Origin of the sequence: Pectobacterium atrosepticum, assembly GCF_000740965.1 — a bacterium.
In the GTDB taxonomy this organism is placed as follows: Bacteria; Pseudomonadota; Gammaproteobacteria; order Enterobacterales; family Enterobacteriaceae; genus Pectobacterium; species Pectobacterium atrosepticum.
Map to the genome: position 1 here is coordinate 3,451,493 of NZ_CP009125.1, position 24,039 is coordinate 3,475,531.

General features: G+C 51.4%; 18 protein-coding genes. 11 read left to right on the forward strand and 7 right to left on the reverse strand.

The annotated features are described in order from the left end of the window. Position 1: 1 nt before the first annotated feature. Positions 2-1,648 carry a phosphate ABC transporter permease PstA gene (gene pstA, locus GZ59_RS15280; RefSeq protein WP_039292950.1) on the reverse strand — a complete coding sequence of 549 codons (1,647 nt, stop codon included), beginning with the start codon at positions 1,646-1,648 and terminating at the stop codon, positions 2-4. Beyond that, positions 1,645-3,813, reverse strand: coding sequence for an ABC transporter permease subunit (locus GZ59_RS15285; RefSeq protein ID WP_039292953.1), 2,169 nt, complete (start codon positions 3,811-3,813; stop codon positions 1,645-1,647). The genes pstA and GZ59_RS15285 overlap by 4 nt, the downstream gene beginning before the upstream one ends. Before the next feature lie 217 nt (positions 3,814-4,030). Between GZ59_RS15285 and ppk1 the strand changes: the two genes are divergently transcribed. From ppk1 to GZ59_RS15305, 4 genes are all read left to right on the forward strand, one after another. Continuing rightward, positions 4,031-6,103 (forward strand): polyphosphate kinase 1, encoded by a 2,073-nt coding sequence (ppk1, locus tag GZ59_RS15290; RefSeq protein ID WP_011094686.1) that lies wholly within the window; start codon positions 4,031-4,033, stop codon positions 6,101-6,103. After that, positions 6,103-7,638 (forward strand): exopolyphosphatase, encoded by a 1,536-nt coding sequence (gene ppx / locus GZ59_RS15295; protein ID WP_011094687.1) that lies wholly within the window; start codon positions 6,103-6,105, stop codon positions 7,636-7,638. The genes ppk1 and ppx overlap by 1 nt, the downstream gene beginning before the upstream one ends. 235 nt (positions 7,639-7,873) lie before the next feature. Then, positions 7,874-8,062, forward strand: a complete 189-nt coding sequence (locus GZ59_RS15300; RefSeq protein ID WP_011094688.1) for a YjfB family protein — start codon at positions 7,874-7,876, stop codon at positions 8,060-8,062. Between the two features lie 235 nt (positions 8,063-8,297). Beyond that, a complete protein-coding gene (locus GZ59_RS15305; protein ID WP_039292957.1) occupies positions 8,298-8,513 on the forward strand; it encodes a YfgG family protein in 216 nt (71 codons plus the stop codon). A gap of 190 nt (positions 8,514-8,703) precedes the next feature. Here the strand turns inward: GZ59_RS15305 and GZ59_RS15310 are convergent, their stop codons facing one another. Continuing rightward, complete coding sequence (locus GZ59_RS15310) at positions 8,704-9,129, reverse strand: organic hydroperoxide resistance protein (protein ID WP_011094689.1); 426 nt, start codon at positions 9,127-9,129, stop codon at positions 8,704-8,706. A gap of 192 nt (positions 9,130-9,321) precedes the next feature. After that, positions 9,322-9,771 carry a MarR family winged helix-turn-helix transcriptional regulator gene (locus GZ59_RS15315; RefSeq protein WP_039292959.1) on the reverse strand — a complete coding sequence of 150 codons (450 nt, stop codon included), beginning with the start codon at positions 9,769-9,771 and terminating at the stop codon, positions 9,322-9,324. Between the two features lie 219 nt (positions 9,772-9,990). Between GZ59_RS15315 and mgtE the strand changes: the two genes are divergently transcribed. Beyond that, positions 9,991-11,469 carry a magnesium transporter gene (mgtE, locus tag GZ59_RS15320; RefSeq protein ID WP_011094691.1) on the forward strand — a complete coding sequence of 493 codons (1,479 nt, stop codon included), beginning with the start codon at positions 9,991-9,993 and terminating at the stop codon, positions 11,467-11,469. 65 nt (positions 11,470-11,534) lie between these two features. Here the strand turns inward: mgtE and galK are convergent, their stop codons facing one another. Both galK and galT read right to left on the reverse strand, forming a co-directional pair. After that, a complete protein-coding gene (gene galK / locus GZ59_RS15325; protein WP_011094692.1) occupies positions 11,535-12,698 on the reverse strand; it encodes a galactokinase in 1,164 nt (387 codons plus the stop codon). Positions 12,699-12,707: 9 nt separating this feature from the next. Continuing rightward, positions 12,708-13,748, reverse strand: a complete 1,041-nt coding sequence (gene galT / locus GZ59_RS15330) for a galactose-1-phosphate uridylyltransferase (protein ID WP_011094693.1) — start codon at positions 13,746-13,748, stop codon at positions 12,708-12,710. Positions 13,749-14,208: 460 nt separating this feature from the next. Between galT and galR the strand changes: the two genes are divergently transcribed. After that, positions 14,209-15,219: an HTH-type transcriptional regulator GalR gene (galR, locus tag GZ59_RS15335; RefSeq protein ID WP_011094694.1), complete on the forward strand. Its 1,011-nt coding sequence runs from the start codon at positions 14,209-14,211 to the stop codon at positions 15,217-15,219. Positions 15,220-15,704: 485 nt separating this feature from the next. Continuing rightward, positions 15,705-17,012 (forward strand): maltoporin, encoded by a 1,308-nt coding sequence (locus GZ59_RS15340; RefSeq protein ID WP_011094695.1) that lies wholly within the window; start codon positions 15,705-15,707, stop codon positions 17,010-17,012. A gap of 502 nt (positions 17,013-17,514) precedes the next feature. Here GZ59_RS15340 and GZ59_RS15345 read toward each other — a convergent pair. Next, on the reverse strand, positions 17,515-18,597 hold the full coding sequence (locus GZ59_RS15345) for an ABC transporter ATP-binding protein (RefSeq protein WP_011094696.1): 1,083 nt from the start codon (positions 18,595-18,597) through the stop codon (positions 17,515-17,517). Between the two features lie 493 nt (positions 18,598-19,090). Here GZ59_RS15345 and GZ59_RS15350 point away from each other — a divergent pair, with 493 nt between their 5' ends. From GZ59_RS15350 to GZ59_RS15365, 4 genes are all read left to right on the forward strand, one after another. Next, positions 19,091-20,323 (forward strand): extracellular solute-binding protein, encoded by a 1,233-nt coding sequence (locus GZ59_RS15350; protein ID WP_011094697.1) that lies wholly within the window; start codon positions 19,091-19,093, stop codon positions 20,321-20,323. An 87-nt stretch (positions 20,324-20,410) separates the two neighbouring features. Then, complete coding sequence (locus GZ59_RS15355) at positions 20,411-21,727, forward strand: carbohydrate ABC transporter permease (RefSeq protein WP_043878082.1); 1,317 nt, start codon at positions 20,411-20,413, stop codon at positions 21,725-21,727. 12 nt (positions 21,728-21,739) lie between these two features. Then, positions 21,740-22,588, forward strand: a complete 849-nt coding sequence (locus tag GZ59_RS15360; protein WP_011094699.1) for a sugar ABC transporter permease — start codon at positions 21,740-21,742, stop codon at positions 22,586-22,588. A gap of 35 nt (positions 22,589-22,623) precedes the next feature. After that, on the forward strand, positions 22,624-23,844 hold the full coding sequence (locus GZ59_RS15365) for a glycoside hydrolase family 53 protein (protein ID WP_039292966.1): 1,221 nt from the start codon (positions 22,624-22,626) through the stop codon (positions 23,842-23,844). The last annotated feature ends 195 nt before the right edge of the window (positions 23,845-24,039 follow it).

The window sequence follows — 24,039 nt, forward strand, 5'->3', positions numbered from 1 at the left end:
TTCAGAGTGATAACGAACGATATTTCTCACGCAGAACATGGCGGATCCCAATCGCCGCAAGGTTTAACCCGACCACAATCAACACCAGTAGCAGCGCGGTGATGTACACCAACGGCCTTGCGGCTTCCACATCCGGGCTTTGGAACGCCAGATCGTAGATTTGGAATCCCAGATGCATAAATTTTCGCTCAAGATGCAGATAAGGAAAAATGTCATCAACCGGTAAGACTGGCACCGACTTCACCACACCGACCAACATTAGCGGCGCAGTTTCCCCTGCGGCACGCGCAACGGCGAGGATCAGGCCCGTCATCATCGCGGGAATTGCCATTGGTAACACGACATGCCACAGCGTTTCGGCTTTGGTGGCTCCCAGCGCCAGTGAACCCTGACGAACGGACATCGGGATGCGTGACAACCCTTCTTCCGTCGCCACAATCACCACCGGCAGCGTCAGCAATGCCAGCGTCAGTGACGCCCACAGCAGCCCCGGCGTACCAAACGTCGGGTTCGGCAACGCTTCAGAATAGAACAACTGATCCAGCGTGCCACCGATGAGATAAACAAAAAAGCCTAACCCAAACACGCCGTAAACAATCGATGGTACCCCAGCCAGGTTGACTACAGCAATTCGCACCCAACGCGTTAAACTGTTTTTCCCCGCGTATTCATGCAGATAAACCGCAGCGATCACTCCCAGCGGCATCACTACGATGGACATCAGCACCACCATCAGTACTGTGCCAAAAATGGCAGGAAAAAGATGACCCGCACTGTTGCTGTCCGGCGAATAGTGCACCAGCATGTATTTCGCCTGCTCGCCCCAGTGGCTGACTTTATCCCACAGGTTCATCGCATTCGGATACCAGGCCTGTTCAATGTCCCTGAGCGGGATAAGATGGACACTGCCGTTCGCATCCCGTAGCTGCACGGTATCGCGATTAATGTCCAGATTGAGTGCAGTTAACTGACGTAACAGCTCATCGAAACGGCGTTGCAGTTCAGTACGCTCAGCCTGAAGACGCGCCAGCGCCTGATTATCAAGCGTTTTGGTTTGCTGCCGCTTTTTTTCTTCCAACCGCAGCGTCTCAAACTGCTGGTTGATCTTCGCCATCTCACCCATGCGGATGGCCTGCGTCTTCGCCAGCAATCCCTGCACCTGCTCGACGCGGTGCTGTAAGGTTGCAGGTAGATCCGTCGCTACCAGCGGCTGCTCACCTTCCAGCATTCCAGCCAAATAGCCATAGGCCGTACCATTGTTCGTCCGCTTCAACACCAGAATGTCGGCGGGCTGATCAAAACGGGCTATATCGCGCGACAGCAGGGAGCGAAAGCTCTGCCCGTAGATTTCACGTTGGCCAATTTTGATCAAATAGCGTGTTTCAGACTCCCTAGACGGCGAGGTTAAACCGGCCTGTTCCAGTTGCTGAGGCGAAAGCGTCTGCTCTGCATAAATTTCTCCCACCAGTGCACGTTGCATACCCGGTTCAGTCTGTAGCGTCAGCAGCCAGACGGGCTGCGGCCAGAGATAGCGCATTCCCTGCCCAGCCAGCAGCACGATAATTGTCAGCATTGCCAGCAGGCTAATAGAAATTGACGATGCCGTCAGCCACACCCAGGGCCTTCCCGAACGGAACCAGCGCTTCACGCATTTTCTCCTTCATCACGGTAGCGTTGGCGTAAGCGCTGCCGGATAGTTTCAGCCAGCGTATTCACGATGAATGTGAAAACAAACAGCGTTAACGCCGTTAAAAACAGCACCCGATAGTGGCCGCTGTTCGTTACCGCTTCCGGCATTTCAATGGCGATATTCGCCGCCAGCGAACGCAAGCCCTGAAGCAGACCCTCATCCATAATCGGCGTATTACCCGTCGCCATGAGCACAATCATGGTTTCCCCCACGGCGCGGCCGAAACTCAGCATCAGCGCGGCGAAAATCCCGGCGCTAGCAGACGGCAGTACGACACGCCACAAGGTTTGCCACGCCGTCGCCCCCAGCGCCAGCGATCCCTGACTTAAGCGAGTTGGCACACTGAACAGAGCATCTTCCGCCAGCGAAAAAATCAGCGGAATCAGCGCAAAACCGAGAGCGACACCCGCCACCAGCGTATTGCGTTGCACGAAATCATCGCCCAACCACTGGTACAGCGGCTGGCCCAACACCGCTATTTCGATAAGCGGGGCAATCCAACAACCCGCCACGAATGTCAGCAAAATAGCAGGAATAAGGAATAGCGCATCCCAACCGACAGGGAAACGGACGCACCAGCGCGTCGGCAGGCATTCAATCAGCCAGCCGCAGCCGATCACAGCCAGCATCCATAAAATCGGCATGACCAGAATAGCGGATAGATACGTCGCAAAATGCGGTGCCAGCCAGATGGCCGCAATCAGGCCGACAACGACAGTCGGCAGCGCGCCCATGATCTCCAACGTAGGTTTAATCCAGCGTCGCAGCGTCGGCGACATAAAGCAGGCGGTATAAATCGCGGCAGACAGCGCCAGCGGCGTGGCAAACAACATGGCGTAAATCGCGGCTTTCATCGTGCCCAGCATCAGCGGCATCATGCTGAATTTGGCCTGATAGCTGTCATCCGCCGACGTAGATTGCCAGATATAAGCAGGCTCTGGGTAGTTCTCATACCACAGCTTTTGCCACAACCCGCGCCAACCAATGTCGGGATAGGGGTTATCAACCTGATAACGATGCAAACCTTGCGCGGTTTCAACCAGCATGGCAGAACCACGCGGTGAAAATGCCAGCCCCAGCGCATGAGCGGGTAATGTTTGCGTCAGCAGCGCATGCGACTGCTTGCTAGCAAACAGCGACAGTTCACCCTGTGCGTTCAACGTGGCGAACACCCGCCGCTGCGCCTCCGTTGCCAGCAATACAGATTCCCCCGCGACGTGCGGAAACTGACGCGTTTCCGTCAGCCTGGCACCCTTTTCGCTCGGGACCTCAAACCATTGGCTAATACGCCCGTCAGCGGCCTGCACCAACAACGATCGCCCACCGGACAACAACGCCAGATGCAGAGGTTCTGCCAGTTGCAATTGCCGCTCTTCCCGCAGCGTCAAGGCGCTTGCGCCCACCTGCCACAACATTAAGGTATTGCCGCTGAGCAAATACACTTGCTGCCCGTCTGGGGTCAGCAGCAGTTGGTTAATCGTACCCGTCGGAAGCGTAATCACAGCCCGTTGCCGCACGCCGCTTTCATCAACATCGGCAACAATCAAAGCATTTTCTTGCCCAATCGCAGCCACAACGATACGTTTTTCGCTCACGGATGCTATCGCTAAATGGCGCAACGGCTGCGCAGGTAGCCCAAGCGAATACGCCTGCTCACCCAGCGGATAATCCCAGACAGGAGGACGGTTTTCCGTACGCGACAGCTTAGGCTGAACGAAAAGCAGGCGGCCGTCAGGCTGGCTCAAGGCATAAACCTGCCGCTCACCCTGACTTTGTGCCAGTAAACTCAGCGCGGGAACCAGTTGAATACGCGACATGGGCTGATTTTCCACAAACGGAATAAACTCACCATAGCCTTGGGCATCGATGCGAAACCCGATTTGCCCATTGTCGCTGAGGCCCAGCGCCAGCGACGGTTCTGCACTGTGGCGCTGAACCGTTTTTTGCCCGTTAACGGTAGGAGAAAGGAACAGTGGCGTCACGACATACAGCAGATAAAAGAAAATTAACAACAGCATAGCGAGTACCAGCAGCCCGCTGCCCGCAACAATGCGGTGAGTCAATCGATCGACCCACGCTCGTCGACGATCTCGATACTGTGATGTGTTGACTGTTTTTACCATTGTTCTCGCCGTTAAAGTGAAGCCGCCAGAGTCGTGTTGTTAACGTATTGCGGGTAGCATATGTTGCCTTTACGCCCATAATATGACAATGGTAAGTCTGTCTATGAATTAGATTTTATCGTCATCAACACGCCATAATGTTGTTGTACCCTATCTCAACAACGGAAGGGTATGAATATTGGATGAACCTTCAGTACATGAGTTGAGCGGAGTGACAATGGGTCAGGACAAACTCTACATAGAGAAAGAATTAAGTTGGTTATCCTTTAATGAACGAGTACTTCAGGAAGCAGCAGATAAAAGCAATCCGTTAATCGAACGCATGCGCTTTCTTGGGATTTACTCCAGCAACCTTGATGAATTTTATAAAGTCCGTTTTGCCGATTTGAAGAGACGCATTCTGATTAACGAAGAACAAGGTCTCGACGGCAATCTGCGACATCTTTTAGGCAGAATTCAGGCTCGCGTACTAAAAACCGATCAACTCTTTGACAGCTTGTACAACGAACTGCTGCTGGAGATGGCGCGTAACCAGATTTTTTTGGTCAATGAGCGTCAGGTTTCCCCTAATCAGCAAGAGTGGCTGAGGGAATACTTCCGGCAATATCTGCGCCCGCACATTACGCCAATACTCATCTTTAACGAGACCAATTTGGTGGAGTTCCTTAAGGATAACTACACCTATCTTGCCGTCGAAATTATTCGTGGCAATGAGATCAGTTACGCCTTGTTGGAAATTCCTTCGGATAAAATACCACGCTTCGTCAACTTGCCGGCAGAAGCGCCACGCCGTCGTAAGACCATGATCCTCATCGATAACATCCTGCGTTACTGTCTGGATGATATCTTCAAGGGCTTCTTTGATTATGATGCACTGAACGCGTATTCCATGAAGATGACACGCGATGCGGAATACGATCTGGTCACGGAAATGGAATCTAGCCTGTTGGAGCTGATGTCCTCTAGCCTTAAGCAGCGCCTAACCGCCGAGCCGGTAAGGTTCGTGTATCAGCGCGATATGCCAGACGCCATGGTCAAGATGCTACAAGAAAAACTGGGGATCTCTTCCTTTGACTCCGTCATCCCCGGCGGGCGTTACCATAATTTCAAAGACTTTATTTCTTTCCCGAACGTCGGACGCGCCAATCTGGTCAACAAATCCTTGCCCCGTCTGCGGCACACTGGGTTCAACCGGTTTCGCAATGGGTTTGATGCGATTCGTGAGCGCGACGTTCTACTCTATTACCCGTATCACACCTTCGAGCATGTATTGGAGTTGCTGCGACAAGCGTCTTTTGACCCCAATGTACTGTCCATCAAAATCAATATTTACCGCGTCGCCAAGGATTCCCGCATCATTACCTCAATGATTCATGCGGCGCACAATGGCAAGAAAGTCACGGTAGTCGTAGAGTTACAGGCGCGCTTTGACGAAGAAGCGAATATTCACTGGGCCAAGCGTCTAACCGAGGCTGGCGTGCACGTAATTTTCTCGGTGCCCGGATTGAAAATTCACGCCAAGCTGTTCCTAATCTCCCGCCGTGAGGGAGAAAACATCGTGCGTTACGCGCACATCGGCACCGGTAACTTCAACGAAAAAACGGCCCGTCTGTATACCGACTATTCGCTGCTGACCGCCGACGAACGCATTACCAACGAAGTCCGTCGCGTCTTCAACTTCATTGAAAACCCCTACCGTCCGGTCAGTTTCGAGCACCTGCTGGTGTCTCCGCAAAACTCCCGCGACAAGCTTTACCAACTGATCGATACCGAGATCGAAAACGCGCTGGCTAATCGTGATGCAGGCATTACGCTTAAGGTAAATAATCTGGTGGATAAAGGGCTGGCGGAAAAGCTGTATCAGGCTTCCTCGGCAGGCGTGAAAATTAATCTGCTGGTACGCGGTATGTGTTCACTGATCCCCAATCTGCCGGGGATCAGTGAAAATATTCAGGTCATCAGTATTCTTGACCGCTATCTGGAACACGATCGGGTGTATGTCTTCAACAACGGCGGGGACAAAAAAGTCTACCTCTCCTCCGCAGACTGGATGACACGTAACATTGATTATCGCATTGAAGTCGCAGTGGAAATCCTTGATCCCATTTTGAAAAACCGCGTACTGGAAACGCTGGATATTCTGTTCAGCGATACGGTGAAAGCCCGTGTCATTGATAAAGAGTCGAGCAACCGCTATGTATCACGCGGTAACAAGCGTAAAGTACGCGCGCAAAATGCCATTTACGACTACATCAAGGCGTTGGAGCAACCTGGAGATAAGCCTGAATAATGCCGTTAACGAACAATGAAGAAATCGAGATGAAACCGCAAGAATTCGCGGCTATCGACCTGGGCTCCAATAGTTTTCACATGGTGATCGCACGCGTGGTAAACGGTGCGCTTCAAGTGTTGGGGCGTTTAAAACAGCGAGTACATCTGGCCGACGGACTAGACAACAAAAGTATGCTTAGTGAAGAAGCCATTCAACGTGGCCTAAGCTGTCTGGCACTGTTTGCTGAACGTCTGCAGGGTTTCCCGGCAATGAACGTCTCCATCGTCGGAACACACGCGTTGCGTCAGGCTGCGAACGCGCAGGAATTTTTGCGTCGCGCGGCGGACATCATTCCCTATCCGATAGAGATCATTTCCGGCCATGAAGAAGCCCGCCTGATTTTTATGGGTGTGGAGCATACGCAGCCGGAAAAAGGCCGCAAGCTGGTCATCGATATCGGCGGTGGTTCTACGGAGCTGGTTATCGGTGAAGATTTCGAGCCGATGCTGGTAGAAAGCCGTCGTATGGGGTGCGTCAGCTTCGCACAACAGTTTTTCCCAAATGGTGAAATTAGCGAAGCCAACTTCAAGCGCGCCCGACTGGCTGCGGCACAAAAACTGGAGACGCTGTCCTGGGAATACCGTATCTATGGCTGGAAATTCGCCCTTGGTGCGTCAGGAACGATCAAAGCCACGCATGAAATTCTGGTAGAAATGGGGGAAAAAGACGGCCTGATTACCCCCGAGCGGCTGGAAATGTTACGCACGCAAATCTTGCAATTTAAGCACTTCAAGGCGCTGAGCCTGCCGGGGCTGTCCGAAGACCGTCAGTCGGTGTTAGTGCCAGGTCTGGCTATCCTTTGTGGCATTTTCGATGCGCTGGCGATCAAAGAGTTACGCCTGTCTGATGGTGCATTGCGCGAAGGCGTGCTGTACGAAATGGAAGGTCGTTTCCGCCATCAGGATATTCGTATCCGTACTGCGCAGAGCCTGGCGACCCATTATAATATCGACCGTGAGCAAGCGCGACGCGTACGAGAAACCACGCAACAGCTTTATGCTCAATGGGCAGAGCAAAATCCTAGTCTGGTACACCCACAGCTTGAGGCCATCTTAAACTGGGCTTCCATGCTGCATGAGGTCGGATTGGGCATTAATCATAGTGGCATGCATCGCCATTCCGCCTACATTCTGCAAAATACCAACCTGCCCGGCTTCAATCAGGAACAGCAGCTTGTGCTGTCGATGATCGTGCGGCTACACCGTAAAGCTATCAAGCTGGAAGAACTACCACGGCTAAATCTGTTCAAAAAGAAACAATATTTGCCACTAGTGCAACTCCTGCGCCTTGCCACGCTGTTGAACAACCAGCGTCAGGCAACAACAACGCCGGAATCGCTACAGCTACATACCGATGACAATTATTGGACGCTGACGTTCTCACACGACTTCTTTACCAACAACACGCTCGTACAGTTAGATTTGGAACGCGAACAGGAATATTGGCAGGACGTCACCGGCTGGAAGCTGGTGATTGAAGAAGAAAAAGCCTGATTGCTGAAAACGTTGCGTGGATAATCCGAGCCTACGCAGGACGGTCCAGCGGCGGAAAAACGTGCAATTGGGCCTGCCAGTTAGGGGCGATTAGCGTAAAGTTTACAGGGATGGTGCCGATACCAAAATGATGGTTGGCAAGAGTTTTTGCTAATATCATCATGCAACTTCGGCGGAAAGGTACGCTTCCTTTCCATGCCGGATATGGATCCAACTCAGTATTAAGGAGAGTAAAATGGATGTATCACAGATTGCATCATTCGCTGCCGACCTCAGTACGATGCGTACCAGCAGCGAGGCGAGTGCAATGATGGTGAAAAAATCAATCGATAATCAAGAAGCTGTCGTTTCCGGTATTTTGAAGGCATTACCACCTCTGCCAGCAAATCCGGCGATTGGGCGTAACGTCAATACCACGGCGTAATTCCCTTGCACCACACAACCCGCTTATTGGTTTTTGAGCGGGTTTTTGGTGCACCCTTGCCACCACCTCATACCCTTTCCTCTTCGCGCGAGTCCCTAATCCCACTCCCCTTGCACCGAACGTGCGAAAACCGGATCAACCATCATCTTTTTCACTTCGGCAGATTGACCTCGCCTACTGCTTGTGCCTAAATAAACAACAGCGAATGTTCGCTTTCACAGAGGATTAACTGGTAATGTCCACGCTTACCCACAAACGGCGATTATCGATACGCCCACGACGAAGTGGCTCTCGGATAGCTAGTGCCGTTTTGCTCATCAGCTTCATCATTCTTTTAGGCCGTTTTGCTTACTCCACCATCACCGCGTTTGGTCATCACCAAGACAAACAGCAGCAGCGTGCTGAACAATTACTGCTTCCTACCAGCGTACTCATCAAACAGAAAGAGTAGCACTTAACTAATCCGCCCTTGATATGCGTTTTTTCCTCATAAGGTTTATTACCTTCGTATTTTCGTGCCCGTTATTCACGCCTGCACCAACTGCCCATTCAGGATATATCGTACAAATAAAAAAACGGCAGTGCGAATCTTCGCAGCCACCGTTTTCATCGATCGGTAATACGCTTACTTCACGCCGGACTTAGACGACAGTCAGGGTCACGTCGATGTTGCCACGCGTTGCATTAGAATATGGGCAAACGATATGGGCTTTCTGCACCAGATCTTCAGCCACTGCGCGATCCAAGCCTGGCAGGGAAATTTTCAATTCAACTTCAATACCAAATCCTGTTGGGATGGCACCGATGCCTACGCTACCGTTTACCGTGGTATCAGCAGGTACAGCGATTTTGTCACGGGCACCGACAAACTTCATCGCACCGAGGAAACAGGCAGAATAGCCAGCGGCAAACAGCTGCTCTGGGTTAGTTCCCTCACCGCCTGCGCCGCCCAATTCACGTGGGGTTGTCAATTTAATATCAACCGCGTTATCGGAAGACACCGCACGACCATCACGACCACCGGTAGCCTGGGCATGAGCAACGTATAATACTTTTTCAATAGACATAATGTGACTCCAGATTGTTAGGAAATGGCCTAAGGCAATAGCGATACTGCTCAGGTTTTATTTACATAGCGAAAAATCAAATCGCACACTACTTAATTGATTGAAAATGAATCGATTAATCAAAAATAAACTGCTTAAAAGCAAGATGCTAACTAACATTCTTCTCGGTGCACAAGGCAACCACTAAAATCGTCAAAGATTCCCGATAAGGCTCTTACGCAGCGTCTCTAAATCTTTTTTGATCGTCTGTAACTGTTCAAGATGACATTCCGTCGCACAAAACACGCTTTCAGGAATCGCTCGCGCCTGTTGCTGAAGTGCCCGTCCAGCTTCGGTTAACCCGATCAGCACCTGACGTTCATCTTCTGTTCCCCGATTACGCACCACTAACCCTGCGCTTTGCAACCGCTTGAGCAATGGTGTTAGCGTGGCGGAATCCAGATACAGCCGCTCACCCAGTTCAGATACCGTCAACCCATCACGTTCCCACAGTATCAGCATGACCAAATATTGGGGATAAGTCAGATTCAACTCAGACAGCAAACGGCGATACAGCTTATTCATTGCCAGATTGGCTGAATACAGTGCAAAGCACAGCTGTCCATCCAGTTTGTAAGCGTTGTCGTTCATCGTCTCTGCCATGGGTGTCTGTTACGTTTCTGAGATTGACTCTATATCGCCAAATATTAAATAGCAAACGATTTAGTTTTGCGTTAGGTAAAAATCGCCATAAAAAACACGCAAGAACGACATCAATACTTTTTTCAGACTGCAATTCGCCGGTAATCCTATTCTTAATCTACTGATTTTGCGCTACGTTTAATCAAACACGGATAAAAAACAGATCGAGCACAAAACGTTATGTCGAGTGTAAAAAAACTTACCAACCTCCGGCGCCGTATCTCCCTTCTGCTGTTGGAAAACAAAGAACTGGTTGAAGACATTATCAACCGGCAACCGCGTATAACAGAACGCGACGACGCGAGGCTAAACGACGAGACAGCGTCTAGCAAAAAAACGACGCTACGCGACAAGAGTATTTTTCTCGACCAAACTGCAGAAATAAGTCAACTTATCATTGATTTACATGCTGCCGACCTGGCCGATTTGCTGGAATCGTTACCACAGGATGAGCGTCTGGCGCTCTGGCGGCTGATTCCGATAGCGAAACGTGGCCGCGTGTTGATTGAGGCCTCCGACAGCATTTCCGACGATCTGATCGGTGATATGCAGGATAAGGAAATTCTGAGGGCAGTTCGGGTACTGGATGTGGATGAACAGGCTCAACTTTCTCGCCTCGTCCCTCGTCATCTGCTAGGCCGAATACTGACCTCACTTGAGCCGAAGCAACGTGCGCAGCTACGTGCCGCCATTAATTATGATGAAGACTGCCTCGGCCACATGATGGATTTCAAACTCATCACCGTGCGCGCCGACGTCACGCTCGCGACAGTACAGCGCTATCTGCGCTACCGCAAAAAGATTCCCAACTCCACCGACAAACTGTTCGTAACCGATCGTAAAAACACGCTGATCGGTGAGCTGTCGCTGGCCAATATCTTGCTCCACTCGCCTCAGGCTTTAGTGACTGACGTTATGGATGCTCAGCCGTTGAGATTTCAGCCTGAAGATAAAGTCGAAGAAGCCGCCGGGGCTTTTGAACGTTACGATTTAATCTCCAGCGCCGTGGTAGACAGCAAAGGGAAACTCATGGGGCGTCTGACGATTGAAGATATCGTCGACGTTGTGAATCGGGCAAGCGACAGTAACCTGCGACGCTCAGGGGGATTAACGCCTTCTGAAGATGTCTACGCGCCCGTGTATAAATCGTTCCGCAATCGCTGGGCGTGGCTAGCCGTCAACCTTTGTACCGCGCTCATTGCCTCGCGGGTTATCGGCCTGTTTGAGCACACGTTATCCCATTTAGTAGCACTGGCGACGCTTATGCCAATTGTCGCGGGTATCGGTGGGAATACCGGCAACCAAACAATCACCATGATTGTACGCGCACTGGCACTGCATCAGCTTGAACACGGCAAAAAATCGTATCTGCTGCTCAAAGAATTAGGCGTTGCGCTGGTAAACGGGGTGATATGGGGCACGATTATGGGCGTGGTGACCTTCCTGCTCTATGGCAACCCCGCTATGGGTGGCGTGATGATGTTGGCTATTCTGCTGAATTTACTGCTCGCTGCGCTGATGGGGGTCGCCATCCCACTGGTCATGATGAAACTCGGCCGCGACCCAGCCATCGGTTCCAGCGTGATGATTACGGCAATCACCGACACTGGCGGCTTCTTTATCTTCCTTGGGCTGGCAACGGTGTTCCTGTTGCCTTAAGCCGGATCAATGTAAAAAGGGCTTTACGCATAAAGCCCTTTTCGCTTGCTATTATCGGCCGAGACTTAATTCAAGCGACCAGCACCGTCTGATGCGTGGCACAGGTAGATTGACGGCTGAAGCCCGGTACGCGCCGGATATTCACGCTCGATCACCTGTTTGACTTCGTCGGTTAACGCCGAAGGAATCAGGGCAACAATACAACCACCGAAACCACCGCCGGTCATGCGCACGCCGCCCCGTTCTCCAACATAATCCTGAATCAGATCCACTAACGTATCGATCGGCGGCACGGTAATTTCAAAATCATCACGCATGGAGACATGCGATTCCGCCATCAGCGTAAATAAGCGGTGAGCATCCTGACGAGCCAGCGCATCGGCTGCTTCCAGCGTGCGGCGATTCTCGGTAATAACATGTCGCGCACGGCGAACGGCTACCGGATCCAGCCCCTCGATTCCCGCCTCAAACTGCGACAGTGATACATCACGCAGCGCCTTGACGTTAAAGTGACGCGCAGCCGCTTCACACTGCTGGCGGCGCGTGTTGTATTCGCTATCCACCAATCCACGGCGCACATTGGAATTCACGATGAGGACGTCGACACCGTCAAGCATACGCACAGCACGTCCCTCCAGAGAGCGACAGTCGATCAACATCGCCTGACCCGCGCGTCCCTGAGCGGAAATAAACTGATCCATAATGCCGCAGCTACAGCCGACAAAATGGTTTTCCGCCTGCTGGCCGTTTAACGCCACGTCCAACTGGCTAATGTCCAAGTTATTCAGTTCTTTAAACGTTTGCCCGATCGACACTTCCAGCGAAGCCGATGAACTCAGTCCAGCGCCGGAAGGCACGTTACCGGAGACAACCATATCCATGCCGCTAAGGGGTAGACCGCGCGCCAGCAAAAACTTCACGGTTCCACGGATATAGTTTGCCCAGACGTATTCAGAATGAGGCACGATCGCTTTGGCAAGATCAAACTCATCCTGCTGGTTGTCATAATCCACTGCCACTACCCGCACGATGCCATCCTGACGCACCGCCGCACTGACGACCGTCTGGTAATCGATAGCACACGGCAACACAAAACCATCGTTATAATCGGTGTGCTCACCAATCAGATTGACCCGGCCGGGTGCCTGAATCGCAGCGTGCGGCGCATAGCCAAATAATCGGACAAAAACAGACTCGGTTAACTGACGTAGAGAATCAATACGGCTCATAAAATGACCTCAAATTTGCTCACGGAAATGGATATCACTCACGCTGCGTAAGCGTTCAGCGGCTTGCTCTGCCGTCAGGTCACGCTGTGCTTCGGCCAACATTTCATAGCCGACCATAAATTTGCGCACGCTGGCGGAACGTAATAACGGGGGATAAAAATGGGCATGCAACTGCCAGTGCGCGATGTCCCCGTCCTTAAACGGTGCACCATGCCATCCCATCGAATAAGGGAATGAACACTGGAACAGGTTGTCGTAACGGCTGGTCAGCTTTTTCAGAATCAGAGCCAGATCGTCACGCTGAACGTCATTTAGCTGTGGTAATCGCTGCACCGCGAATTTGGGCAGTACCAGCGTTTCAAACGGCCACGAGGCCCAGTAAGGAACAACCGCTAACCAGTGCTCGGTTTCCACTACGATGCGCGCACCGTCAGCCTGCTCTCGCTGCACGTAGTCCAGCAATAACGGCGAGCCATGGCGAGTAAAATAGTCCCGCTGCTGTTCATCTTCACGCAGCACTTCGTTCGGCAGAAAATCATTTGCCCAAACTTGCCCGTGTGGATGGGGATTAGAACACCCCATCATCGTCCCTTTATTCTCAAATACCTGCACCCATGGATAGCGCTTGCCCAGCTCCGCGGTTTGCTCGCTCCATGTATCGATCACAGCTTTCAGCGCTGACAGCGAAAGCTGTGGCAGGCTTTTACTGTGATCGGGAGAAAAACAGATCACACGACTGACACCACGGGCTTGCTGCACGCGGAACAGTTCATCATCACCCGACGGGGCATCCGGCGTGTCTTCCATCAGTGCCGAAAAATCATTCGTAAAAACAAACGTACTCTGATACTGCGGGTTGATATCGCCAGTAATACGTTTGTTGCCCGCGCATAGATAACAAGTCGGATCGTAAGGCGGTGGTGTGGCACGATCGGGTTCATCCTGCTGGCCTTGCCAGGGGCGCTTGGCCCGATGTGGAGAAACCAGAATCCACTCGCCTTTCAGCGGGTTAAAACGGCGATGCGGATGTTCAGTTGGCTCAAACTGCATAAGCTATTCCTCAATACAAAACACGAATTCGGTACAGCGATGGCGACAACCCCAATGGTGTGGCGCTAACAACCCGTCGGCGGGATGGAAGAGACGTTGGGTACACCTGTACATCTAGCCAGAAAAACCCATCAATGTAATCAGTTTCACTATATGCCATGGATAAAACAGCTGTAATAATGCTGAATAAAGATAGGAAGCTATCGTTTAGCTATCATATAAGTGTAATCGGTTACCCTAAATTTAAACCTCAGATTGATATTTTGGAAGAGAGAAATGGCCGATGATTGTTGATAGCGATCACATAAGTACGGTCTGGATCAAAAAGGAAAGGAGGTCGGATAGGTAACATCCGCAAAAAACCTGTACATTTATAAATATAAGTAATCGATTTTTTCTTTTAACTTGCGCGTTAGGCTGCGGTCCGCCTCACCACGCATTTGACCGTTCAGGAATGCCAATGGCCACAATAAAGGATGTTGCTCGTCTATCAGGGGTATCAGTCGCTACGGTTTCGCGAGTAATCAATAACTCACCCAAAGCCAGTACAGCCTCAAGGGAAGCCGTACACAAAGCCATGGAGGAGCTGCGATATCATCCAAACGCCAATGCCAGAGCGCTCGCACACCAAAGTGCAGAGACAATGGGGCTGGTCGTTGCGGATGTATCCGATCCATTTTTTGGTACGATGGTCAAATCTGTCGAACAAATTGCACAGGCAACCGGCAATTTCTTGCTGATTGGTAACGGCTACCACAATGCTGAGCAGGAAAAGAAAGCTATTGAGCAGTTGATTCGCCACCGCTGCGCGGGACTGATCGTTCACGCCAAAATGCTTTCAGATGAGGAATTGGCAGCGCTGATGAGCCATATTCCGGATATGGTGCTCATCAACCGCACCTTGCCCGGTTATGAAAACCGCTGCGTTGCGCTTGATGACCGCTATGGTTCCTGGCTGGCGACACGTCATTTAATTCAGGAAGGCCATCAGAAGATCGGTTTTCTCTGTTCTAATCACCAAATTTCCGACTCCGTCGACCGCCTGCAAGGCTATATGGATGCGCTGCAAGAGCACGGCATCGCACGAGATGAACGCCTCATTGCACGCGCATCACCAGATGAACTAGGCGGTGAAGCCGCCATGATGGAGCTCCTCAGTCGGGGCGGCAACATGACGGCAGTGGTGTGCTACAACGACTCTATGGCGGCGGGTGCACTTTCCGTCCTGAGTGATAACAGCATCAACGTACCGCAAGATATGTCGGTGATAGGATTTGATGACGTATTGATCGCTCGCTACCTCCGCCCTCGCCTGACCACCGTACACTACCCGGTGTCCGCCATGGCCATTCAGGCAGCAGAATTAGCTATCGCGTTATCCCACGGTAAACAACTCAACGAAACCACGAATATGTTTAGCCCGACGCTGGTACGCCGTCATTCGGTAAGCCCCCCTATCAGCAAGAAATAACGGCCTTTCATCAATGCTGCTTGCCTGATGCGATATTCCGCGTCAGAACAGGCAGCGGCGCCATTGCGTTCCTGAATTCACACACCTTGTTTCCTCTCTTCCTTCAGCAGACACGCTTTCCTTCTATTCCAGAAATATTTCCTATTCAGCATCGCATTACACCTTTTATGTAACGTTTCCGATTCTGGTATAAAAAAATTTTATGCTGCATTTGAGGCACACAAGCAAAATGTGTAACCAGTTACACACCATTAGATAGCGAATAACATCAGGTTAACGTTAATAAATAAACCGAAAGTGGCCTATAGCACCGTTAACTTAGTGTAATTTTTGGTGTAACTCTTTTGCATTTTGTGAGAGCAATCATGTCACGCCGCATTTTATTCCCCCATAATCCTTCGCCATGAGTGGAAACGTTTTACCTCCGTTCACGTCATGTTATTTGGAACATCCACATTCTTACCCGAATAAGCGAAAGGTATATTATGAAAAGAAAACTGCTGACGACATCCATTGCCCTGAGTTTGGCAATGCTGGCAACCCCTTCTTATTCTGTCGATTTTTCAGGATACTTCCGTTCTGGCGTGGGTGTTTCAAACCACGGAAAACAACAGACAGCCGATAAGAGTTATGTGGGAAGATTAGGTAACGAGGATGACACCTACGGCGAAATCCAGTTAGGGCAGCAGTTGTATAACGAAAATGGGAAAACGTTTTACTTCGACAGCATGATTTCCATGTTCTCTAACAGCTCGAACGATAATGAAACCACAAAAAATGACGATGCCGAGTTTGGGCTGCGCCAGTTAAATCTTCAGGCGAAGGGCTTTGTACCTGGCCTACCGGATGCCACCGTCTGGGCAGGGAAACGCTATTATCAGCGTCATGACTTGCACATCATCGATACCAAATACTGGAATATCTCCGGTGCGGGCGCTGGGATCGAAAACGTCAAAGCGGGCGAAGGTGCGTTCTCTTTTGCCTGGATCCGTGCCGATGCCGAAAACATGGACGTCGACTGTGGCAATAGCCTGAACAGTCAGGAGTGTTCTTCCAGAGAAGATACCTACAATGATCTGAATATCAACTATCTGGACGCACGCTATGCAGGCTGGAAACCGTGGGACGGCGCGTGGACAGAGTTCGGTATCTCCTACGCGATGCCAAATGAAGCAGATACGCAGAAGAACATTTTCCTCGCGGAAGGGCAAAAATTCGATCCTAAGAACTCGATGATGATCACCGGCGAACTCAGCCACTACTTTTCCGGCCTAAAGTCCAACCAAAAACTGGTGCTGCAATACGCCGACAAAGGTCTGGCGCACAACATGGTCGATCAGGGCGGTGGCTGGTATGACGTCTGGAGCATTAATGACAGCGCCAAAGGCTATCGCGTCATTCAGGCTGGTGACCTGCCAATCACCGATCATATCTCTCTCAGCCATGTTCTGACTTATGGTAAAGCAGATGAAATCAGCCGCTGGCGCGACAGCACCGAATTATTGTCTGCGGTAGGTCGCGGCCAATATGCCTGGACCAAGAACCAGAAAACCTATTTGGAAGCGGGCACATACCAGAAAAAAGACAGCTGGAAAGCCGGAACAGAAACCAAATACAGCGGCCAGAAATACACGCTGGCACACGCTTTCAGCGCCGATATTCCTATGCTGACACGCCCAGAACTGCGCTTCTTCGTTTCTTACCTCGACGGTGGGAATGAAAATAGAAACCGCTTCAACGACGACCGCAGCAATACTGTCAATTTCGGTATCCAAGCGGAAGCCTGGTGGTAATACAGCACTAACCCTCAGCTCGACGGGCTCATCATTCCCGTCGGGTATTTCCCAAAAGGCTTTCTGCGGAGAGCCTTTTTCCGTTATAGATTATTATACGAATGCTTACTTCTATGCTGGTGCTGCGTATCGGTTTCGTGCGTGTTAAACACCGTATTTCTCTGTGATATCGTCACACGCCCGACAAGGCGCGCTCAGTCGCCGCAGCGCCTTGACCACTGGCTTTTCGGCGTGATTCGCGCCGCTATGCGGTTCCTTCGGTGTCCATGTCCGCTGCTCGGACCGCCTGCGACGTGCTCCCAGCACGGCGCAGGCTTTCGCGGCGTCCATGCCGCTCATCCAACGGCCATGTACACCTCAGCGCGAATTTTTACGCTTGGAACACACAGAACAGCGGCATATGTCGCAATAGATGATTTTATCAGTGCGGGATCAGCGCCCGCTAAGGGCGCTGTTTAGTAGGGGGATTTTGCTATTTAAATTTAGCGATTCAGTCGCTTAACTAAGCGCTGATACGCAAACCATCGGCGTTGAATACCAGACAGTTAGTGGGAGAGAAGAAAACCTCGATGTGTTCATAGGGTTTGAAGGCGCTGTCGCCCGCCAGCAGAAGTTTGAAATTATCAATGCCGCAGCATTGGCCGAACAGGTAGGTGCTATTGCCTAAACGCTCGACGACTTCACAACCAAATGACAAACGAATCCCCTCACCTTCCGGTGAAACGTGTTCCGGTCGCAGCCCCAGCGTTATCGTACTGCCAACACTCAGTTCACTGGTACGAACCGGCAGCTCAAGCTGTAGCTGTTCGGCGACATTGACCGTCAGGCTATCCGGTGTCCAATTGATGACCTGCGCAGGCAGGAAGTTCATTTTTGGCGAGCCGATAAACCCCGCAACAAACTGGTTAACCGGATGATAGTAAAGCTCCATCGGTGATCCAACCTGCTCGACTTTACCGTAATTCATCACCACGATTTTATCGGCCAGCGTCATGGCCTCGACCTGATCGTGCGTTACATAAACCATGGTCGTTTTCAATTCCTGATGCAGCTTGGCAATGTGCAACCGCATATCCACACGCAGCTCCGCATCAAGGTTCGACAGCGGTTCATCAAACAGGAAAACTTTCGGGTTACGCACGATAGCGCGCCCTATCGCCACGCGCTGCCGCTGACCACCTGACAGCTCTTTAGGCTTGCGTTCCAACAGTTGAGAGAGTTGCAGCGTCTTCGCCACCATCTCGATTTGGTGCTTAATCTGGTCTTTCGGGACGCCGTTAACGCGCAGGCCGTAGCCCATATTCTCGGCGACGGTCATGTGCGGATACAACGCATAAGATTGGAACACCATGGCAACACCACGATGCGCAGGGGCAACATCATTCACTACCGCATCATCAATCATGATGTCACCGCCCGTGACATCTTCCAGTCCGGCAATCATTCTCAACAGCGTCGACTTACCACAGCCAGACGGCCCAACAAAAACAGCGAACTCTCCATCTGCAATTGTTAGATTCACATCGTGAAGCGTAATCGTTTTGCCAAAATGCTTACTCACTTTATCCAACTGGATCGACGCCATAACGGTAACCTCTTGATAATTTTGCTTTTAAGAATATAAGCGCTGAGTCACAACGGCCTGATGGTCATCGACTCAAAATGGCTCGGCAGCCCCTACAGACGTATCAGTATCCGGCCAGGCTTACCTGCACGCTGGTGCATAATCGCAATATAACAGCATGGTGTAACCGTTTGCACAAACAGGGGGTTACTTTTGTGCATAAGATCACAGCCTTTACATGTTTCGCTGGCAGACGTGGCGCACTCTGCTTAATGTAATCGCCACTGGTGTAACCGTTACCCTAGATTATGGGAAACGCGCAATAAAGCGTCACGTGCCACACAGCGACGATCACCAAACAACGCGTACGCTTAGATGCCTCATTCCCTGCTGTGTACTGCCGTGCGATGTAACGTTACACCAACATCGCACAAGGATGACAAAAACGGTGAGAGCGGCAAGTACGCAACGATTTCCTACCATGATGGGCCCACCAGGGCTTTGAGGACTAATGATGAAAATGAAAACACTGACCACCGTCATTATGATTTCACTGGGTATCACCGGCGTGCTCAGCAAATCAGCGCTGGCAGCCGACAAAGAACTTCTGGTATGGGAAGATATCAAGAAATCCGACGGTATCGCCGATGCGATCAAAGCCTTTGAAAAACAGAATAATGTCAAAATCAAAGTACTGGAAACGCCTTACGCTCAGCAGATTGAGAAACTCCGTCTGGATGGCCCAGCCGGTATCGGTCCGGATGTAATAGTGATGCCACACGATCAGGTTGGCACCGCCGTGGTTCAGGGGCTGATTAGCGAACTGAAGCTGGATCAGACTTTCCTGTCGAGTTTCACCAAACCCGCACTGGAAGCGCAAACCTATAACGGTAAGCTGTACGGCGTACCGAAAGCAGTTGAAACCACCGTACTGGTGTACAACAAAGACCTGATGCCACAACCGCCGGAAAAATTCGACGACCTGTTCGCCTTTTCCAAACAGCAGCGTGCCGAAGGTCGCTATGGTCTGCTGGCGAAATTTGACGAGATTTATTACGCCTATGGCGTCATCGCTGGGATGGGCGGCTACATTTTCGGCCAGAACAGCAACGGATCACCGAATGTAAAAGACATCGGTCTGGATAAACAAGCCACCATCGACGCCGTCAACTACATCAAGAAATTCTACGCCGATGGCCTGTTCCCGCCCGGCATCGTTGGTGAAACCGGTGCTAACGCCATCGACTCCCTGTTTACCGAGAAAAAAGCTGCTGCCGTGATTACCGGTCCGTGGGCATTCCAACCGTACAAAAACGCGGGCGTAAACTATGGCGTTGCCCCCCTGCCGCTGCTGCCAAACGGCGAACACCCGCGTTCACTGCTGGGCGTGAAAGGCTACAGCATCTCCACTTACTCCAAAAACAAAGAGCTGGCACAGAAATTCATTGAGTTCATCAATCAGCCGGAGTACGCCAAAATTCGCTTCCAGTTGACTGGTGAAATCCCGCCGATCGCCGCACTAGTTGACGATCCGCTGATTAAGGATGACGAAAAATCCCGTGCTGTCGCGATCCAGTCTGGCTATGCAGTCCCTATGCCGAGCGTACCAGAAATGCAGGAAGTTTGGACGCCAGCCAACAGCGCGCTGCAACTGAGCGTGACGGGCAAACAAGACACCAAAGCGGCGCTGGAATCAGCCGTGAAGGTAATAAAAATGCAGATCGACGCTAACCACAGTAACCAGTAAACCACTGCACCACCTGGGTCAACATGGGATCCCCTTGTTTATCCCCACTCGGTTTCGGGATGTGGGGATACCCATGTTTTTAAGAAAATGGAGGTAGATGTGACCGTCAACGCCAGCAGCCTTACGCCACAAGAGAGAGAACGTCGCCACGCCAGAACGGCTGTATTGCTGGCGCTCGTCCCCGGACTCGGACAGATTTATAATCGCCAGTTCGTCAAAGGTGCGCTTTTCTTTATCGTCATGGTCTGCTTCATCGGCATATTCCATGATTTCCTGCGGAACGGCGCCTGGGGGCTTATCACGCTAGGCACCGAACTGCCGCGCGATCACTCTATTTTTCTGCTGGCAAAAGGCATTATCAGTGTGATCGTCGCCGCCTTTGGTGTCGGCGTCTACTATTACAGCCTGCGCGATGCCTACGTCTGCGGCACCAGACGTGATAAAGGCCTGCCGTTGAACAGCGTGAAGAAGCAATATCAGATGCTGTTGAGCGAAGGTTTCCCTTATCTGATGATCACGCCCGGCTTTATCCTGCTGGTGTTTGTCGTGGTTTTCCCGATTATTTTCGGCTTCTCCATTGCCTTTACCAATTACAACCTCTACCACACGCCGCCAGCCAAGCTGGTCGACTGGGTGGGGATGACGAATTTCATCAACATCTTCCGACTCGACCTTTGGCGATCCACGTTCTTTGACGTGCTGCAATGGACGGTAATTTGGACGCTGATTGCGACCACACTCCAGTGCGCCGTGGGTATCCTGCTGGCGATTTTGGTGAACCAGAAAGGCCTACGTTTCAAACCGCTGATCCGCACCATTCTAATCTTGCCGTGGGCGGTACCGGGCTTCGTCACCATTCTGGTATTCGCGGGCATGTTTAATGAAACGTTTGGCGTGATTAATAACGGTATTCTGGCCGCACTGGGGATTGAGCCTAAGGCGTGGATGACCGATCCGTTCTGGACCAAAACCGCGCTGATCCTAATGCAAACCTGGTTAGGCTTCCCGTTTGTGTTCGCCATGACCACCGGCGTATTGCAGGCTATTCCTGACGATTTGTACGAAGCGGCGACCATTGACGGTGCCAGCAGTTGGTACAAGCTGACCACCATCACGCTGCCGCTGGTGCTCTATTCCATTGCCCCCATCATCATCACGCAGTACACGTTCAACTTTAATAATTTCAACATCATTTATCTGTTCAACAACGGTGGTCCGGCGGTGATCGGCTCTAACGCGGGTGGGACGGATATTCTGGTGTCGTGGATTTATAAGCTGACGATGTCTTCATCCCAATATGCGATCGCGGCCAGCATCACGATTCTGCTGTCGATTTTTGTCGTGGGAATCGCGCTGTGGCAGTTCCGCGCAACCAACTCCTTCAAACAAGACAACATGGCATAGGAAAGCGCGCAGATGAAAAAACACAGCGTAAAACGCCAGAATTTTATCAAACTCGGTCTGACCTACCTGCTGTTGACGATAGTGGCCGTCATCATTATTTATCCGCTGATCTGGACGGTAGGCGCGTCGCTTAATCCGGGCAGCAGCCTGCTCAACACGTCGATCATTCCGGATAACTTCTCTTTTATTCACTACGAGGAGTTGTTTAACGGCCAGATTGACTATGCCGCCTGGTACTGGAATTCGATGAAAATCAGTTTCCTGACCATGATTTTGACGCTTGTCAGCGTCAGTTTCACCGCGTATTCATTCTCTCGCTTCCGCTTTCGCGGTCGCCAGAACGGGCTGATGCTGTTTCTGCTGTTGCAGATGATTCCGCAGTTCTCCGCGCTGATTGCCATCTTCGTACTGGCGCAGATGCTGGGGCTAGTGAACAGCCATATCGCGCTGGTGCTGGTTTACGTCGGCGGCATGATCCCGATGAACACCTATCTGATGAAAGGCTATCTGGATGCCATTCCGAAAGATCTGGATGAGTCTGCACGTATGGACGGCGCGGGCAACTTCCGCATTTTTATCGAAATTATTATGCCATTGTCCAAGCCAATCATCGCGGTGATTGCCCTGTTCTCGTTCACTGGTCCGCTGGGTGACTTCATTCTCTCCAGTACCATATTGCGCACGCCAGACCAGTACACGCTACCTATCGGGCTTTATAACCTGGTCGCGCAGAAGATGGGCGCTAGCTACACCACCTACGCCGCCGGTGCCGTACTGATCGCGGTGCCGGTCGCCATTCTTTATCTTTCATTGCAAAAGTACTTTGTCTCCGGCCTGACGTCAGGCGGAACCAAAGGGTAATAACTCAACATCTGTACCTACTCCAGGAACGTAAAATGAAAATGAAAAAACGCGTACTGATGGCCGCCATGCTGGCAACTGGCCTGTTGACCGTCTCCCTGCCGCAAACCCTGTATGCCGCAGAGAATGTGACGATCAACACGTTGACGAACATCCCTGCCGACTTCATTAAAGGCGCGGATATCTCCATGCTGAATGAAGTAGAAAAGCACGGCGGAAAATTTTATGACGAGCATGGCAAACAGAAAGACGCCATGCTGATTCTGAAAGAGAACGGGATTAACTACATTCGTCTGCGCATCTGGAACGATCCGAAAGATGCCGCGGGCAACGGTTATGGCGGCGGCAACAACGATTTAGCCACCACACTGGCGCTGGCTAAACGTGCCAAAGCCAACGGCATGAAAGTGCTGCTAGATTTCCACTACAGCGATTTCTGGACCGATCCAGCCCACCAAAACAAACCCAAAGCGTGGTCTGGCCTAAACGTGGCACAGCTCACCACTGCCGTACATGACTACACTAAAGCCACCATTAGCGAATTCCAGAAAGCAGATGTCATGCCGGATATGGTGCAGATTGGTAACGAACTGAACGGCGGGATGCTGTGGCCGGAAGGAAAAAGCTGGGGTCAGGGTGGCGGCGAGTTCGATCGCCTCGCTGGGTTACTGAAAGCCGGTATTCAGGGCGTGAAGGACGTACAAGGCGCTAATAACGTCAAAATCATGCTGCATCTGGCAGAAGGCACCAAAAACGACACCTTCATCTGGTGGTTTGATGAAATCGTCAAACGCAATGTCCCATTCGATGTGATCGGAGCCTCGTTTTACACCTACTGGAATGGCCCTATCAGCGCGTTGCAGTACAACATGAACGACGTCACCAAGCGCTACAATAAAGACATCATCGTGGTTGAAGCCGCCTATGCTTATACGCTGGAAAACTGCGATAACGCCGAAAACAGCTTCCAGCAAAAAGAGCTGGATGCAGGCGGCTATCCGGCTTCCGTACAGGGTCAAGCCAATTACCTGCACGATCTGATGCAAAGCGTCATCAACGTGCCCAACCAGCGCGGCAAAGGCATCTTCTATTGGGAGCCAATCTGGCTGCCTACCCCCGGCGCAACCTGGGCTACGAAAGCTGGCATGAAATATAACAACGATGAATGGAAGGAAGGCAACGCACGCGAAAACCAGGCGCTGTTCGACTGCAAAGGCAACGTCCTGCCTTCCATCAAAGTGTTCAATCAGCGCTAAGCACGCAAACCGAATTCAACACGTTGACAACCCGTTTAACTGAACAAGAGCGGCGATAATGGGATAGAAGAGTAAAGCGTTTGCGCCAGGGATGGCGCAACTCGAGCGTACAGGGATGTATTCACAGCGTCTTTACGATCTACCCATCATCGCCGTGTAAAGCACATTGTCGCTATCTCGAATACGTAAACCGAA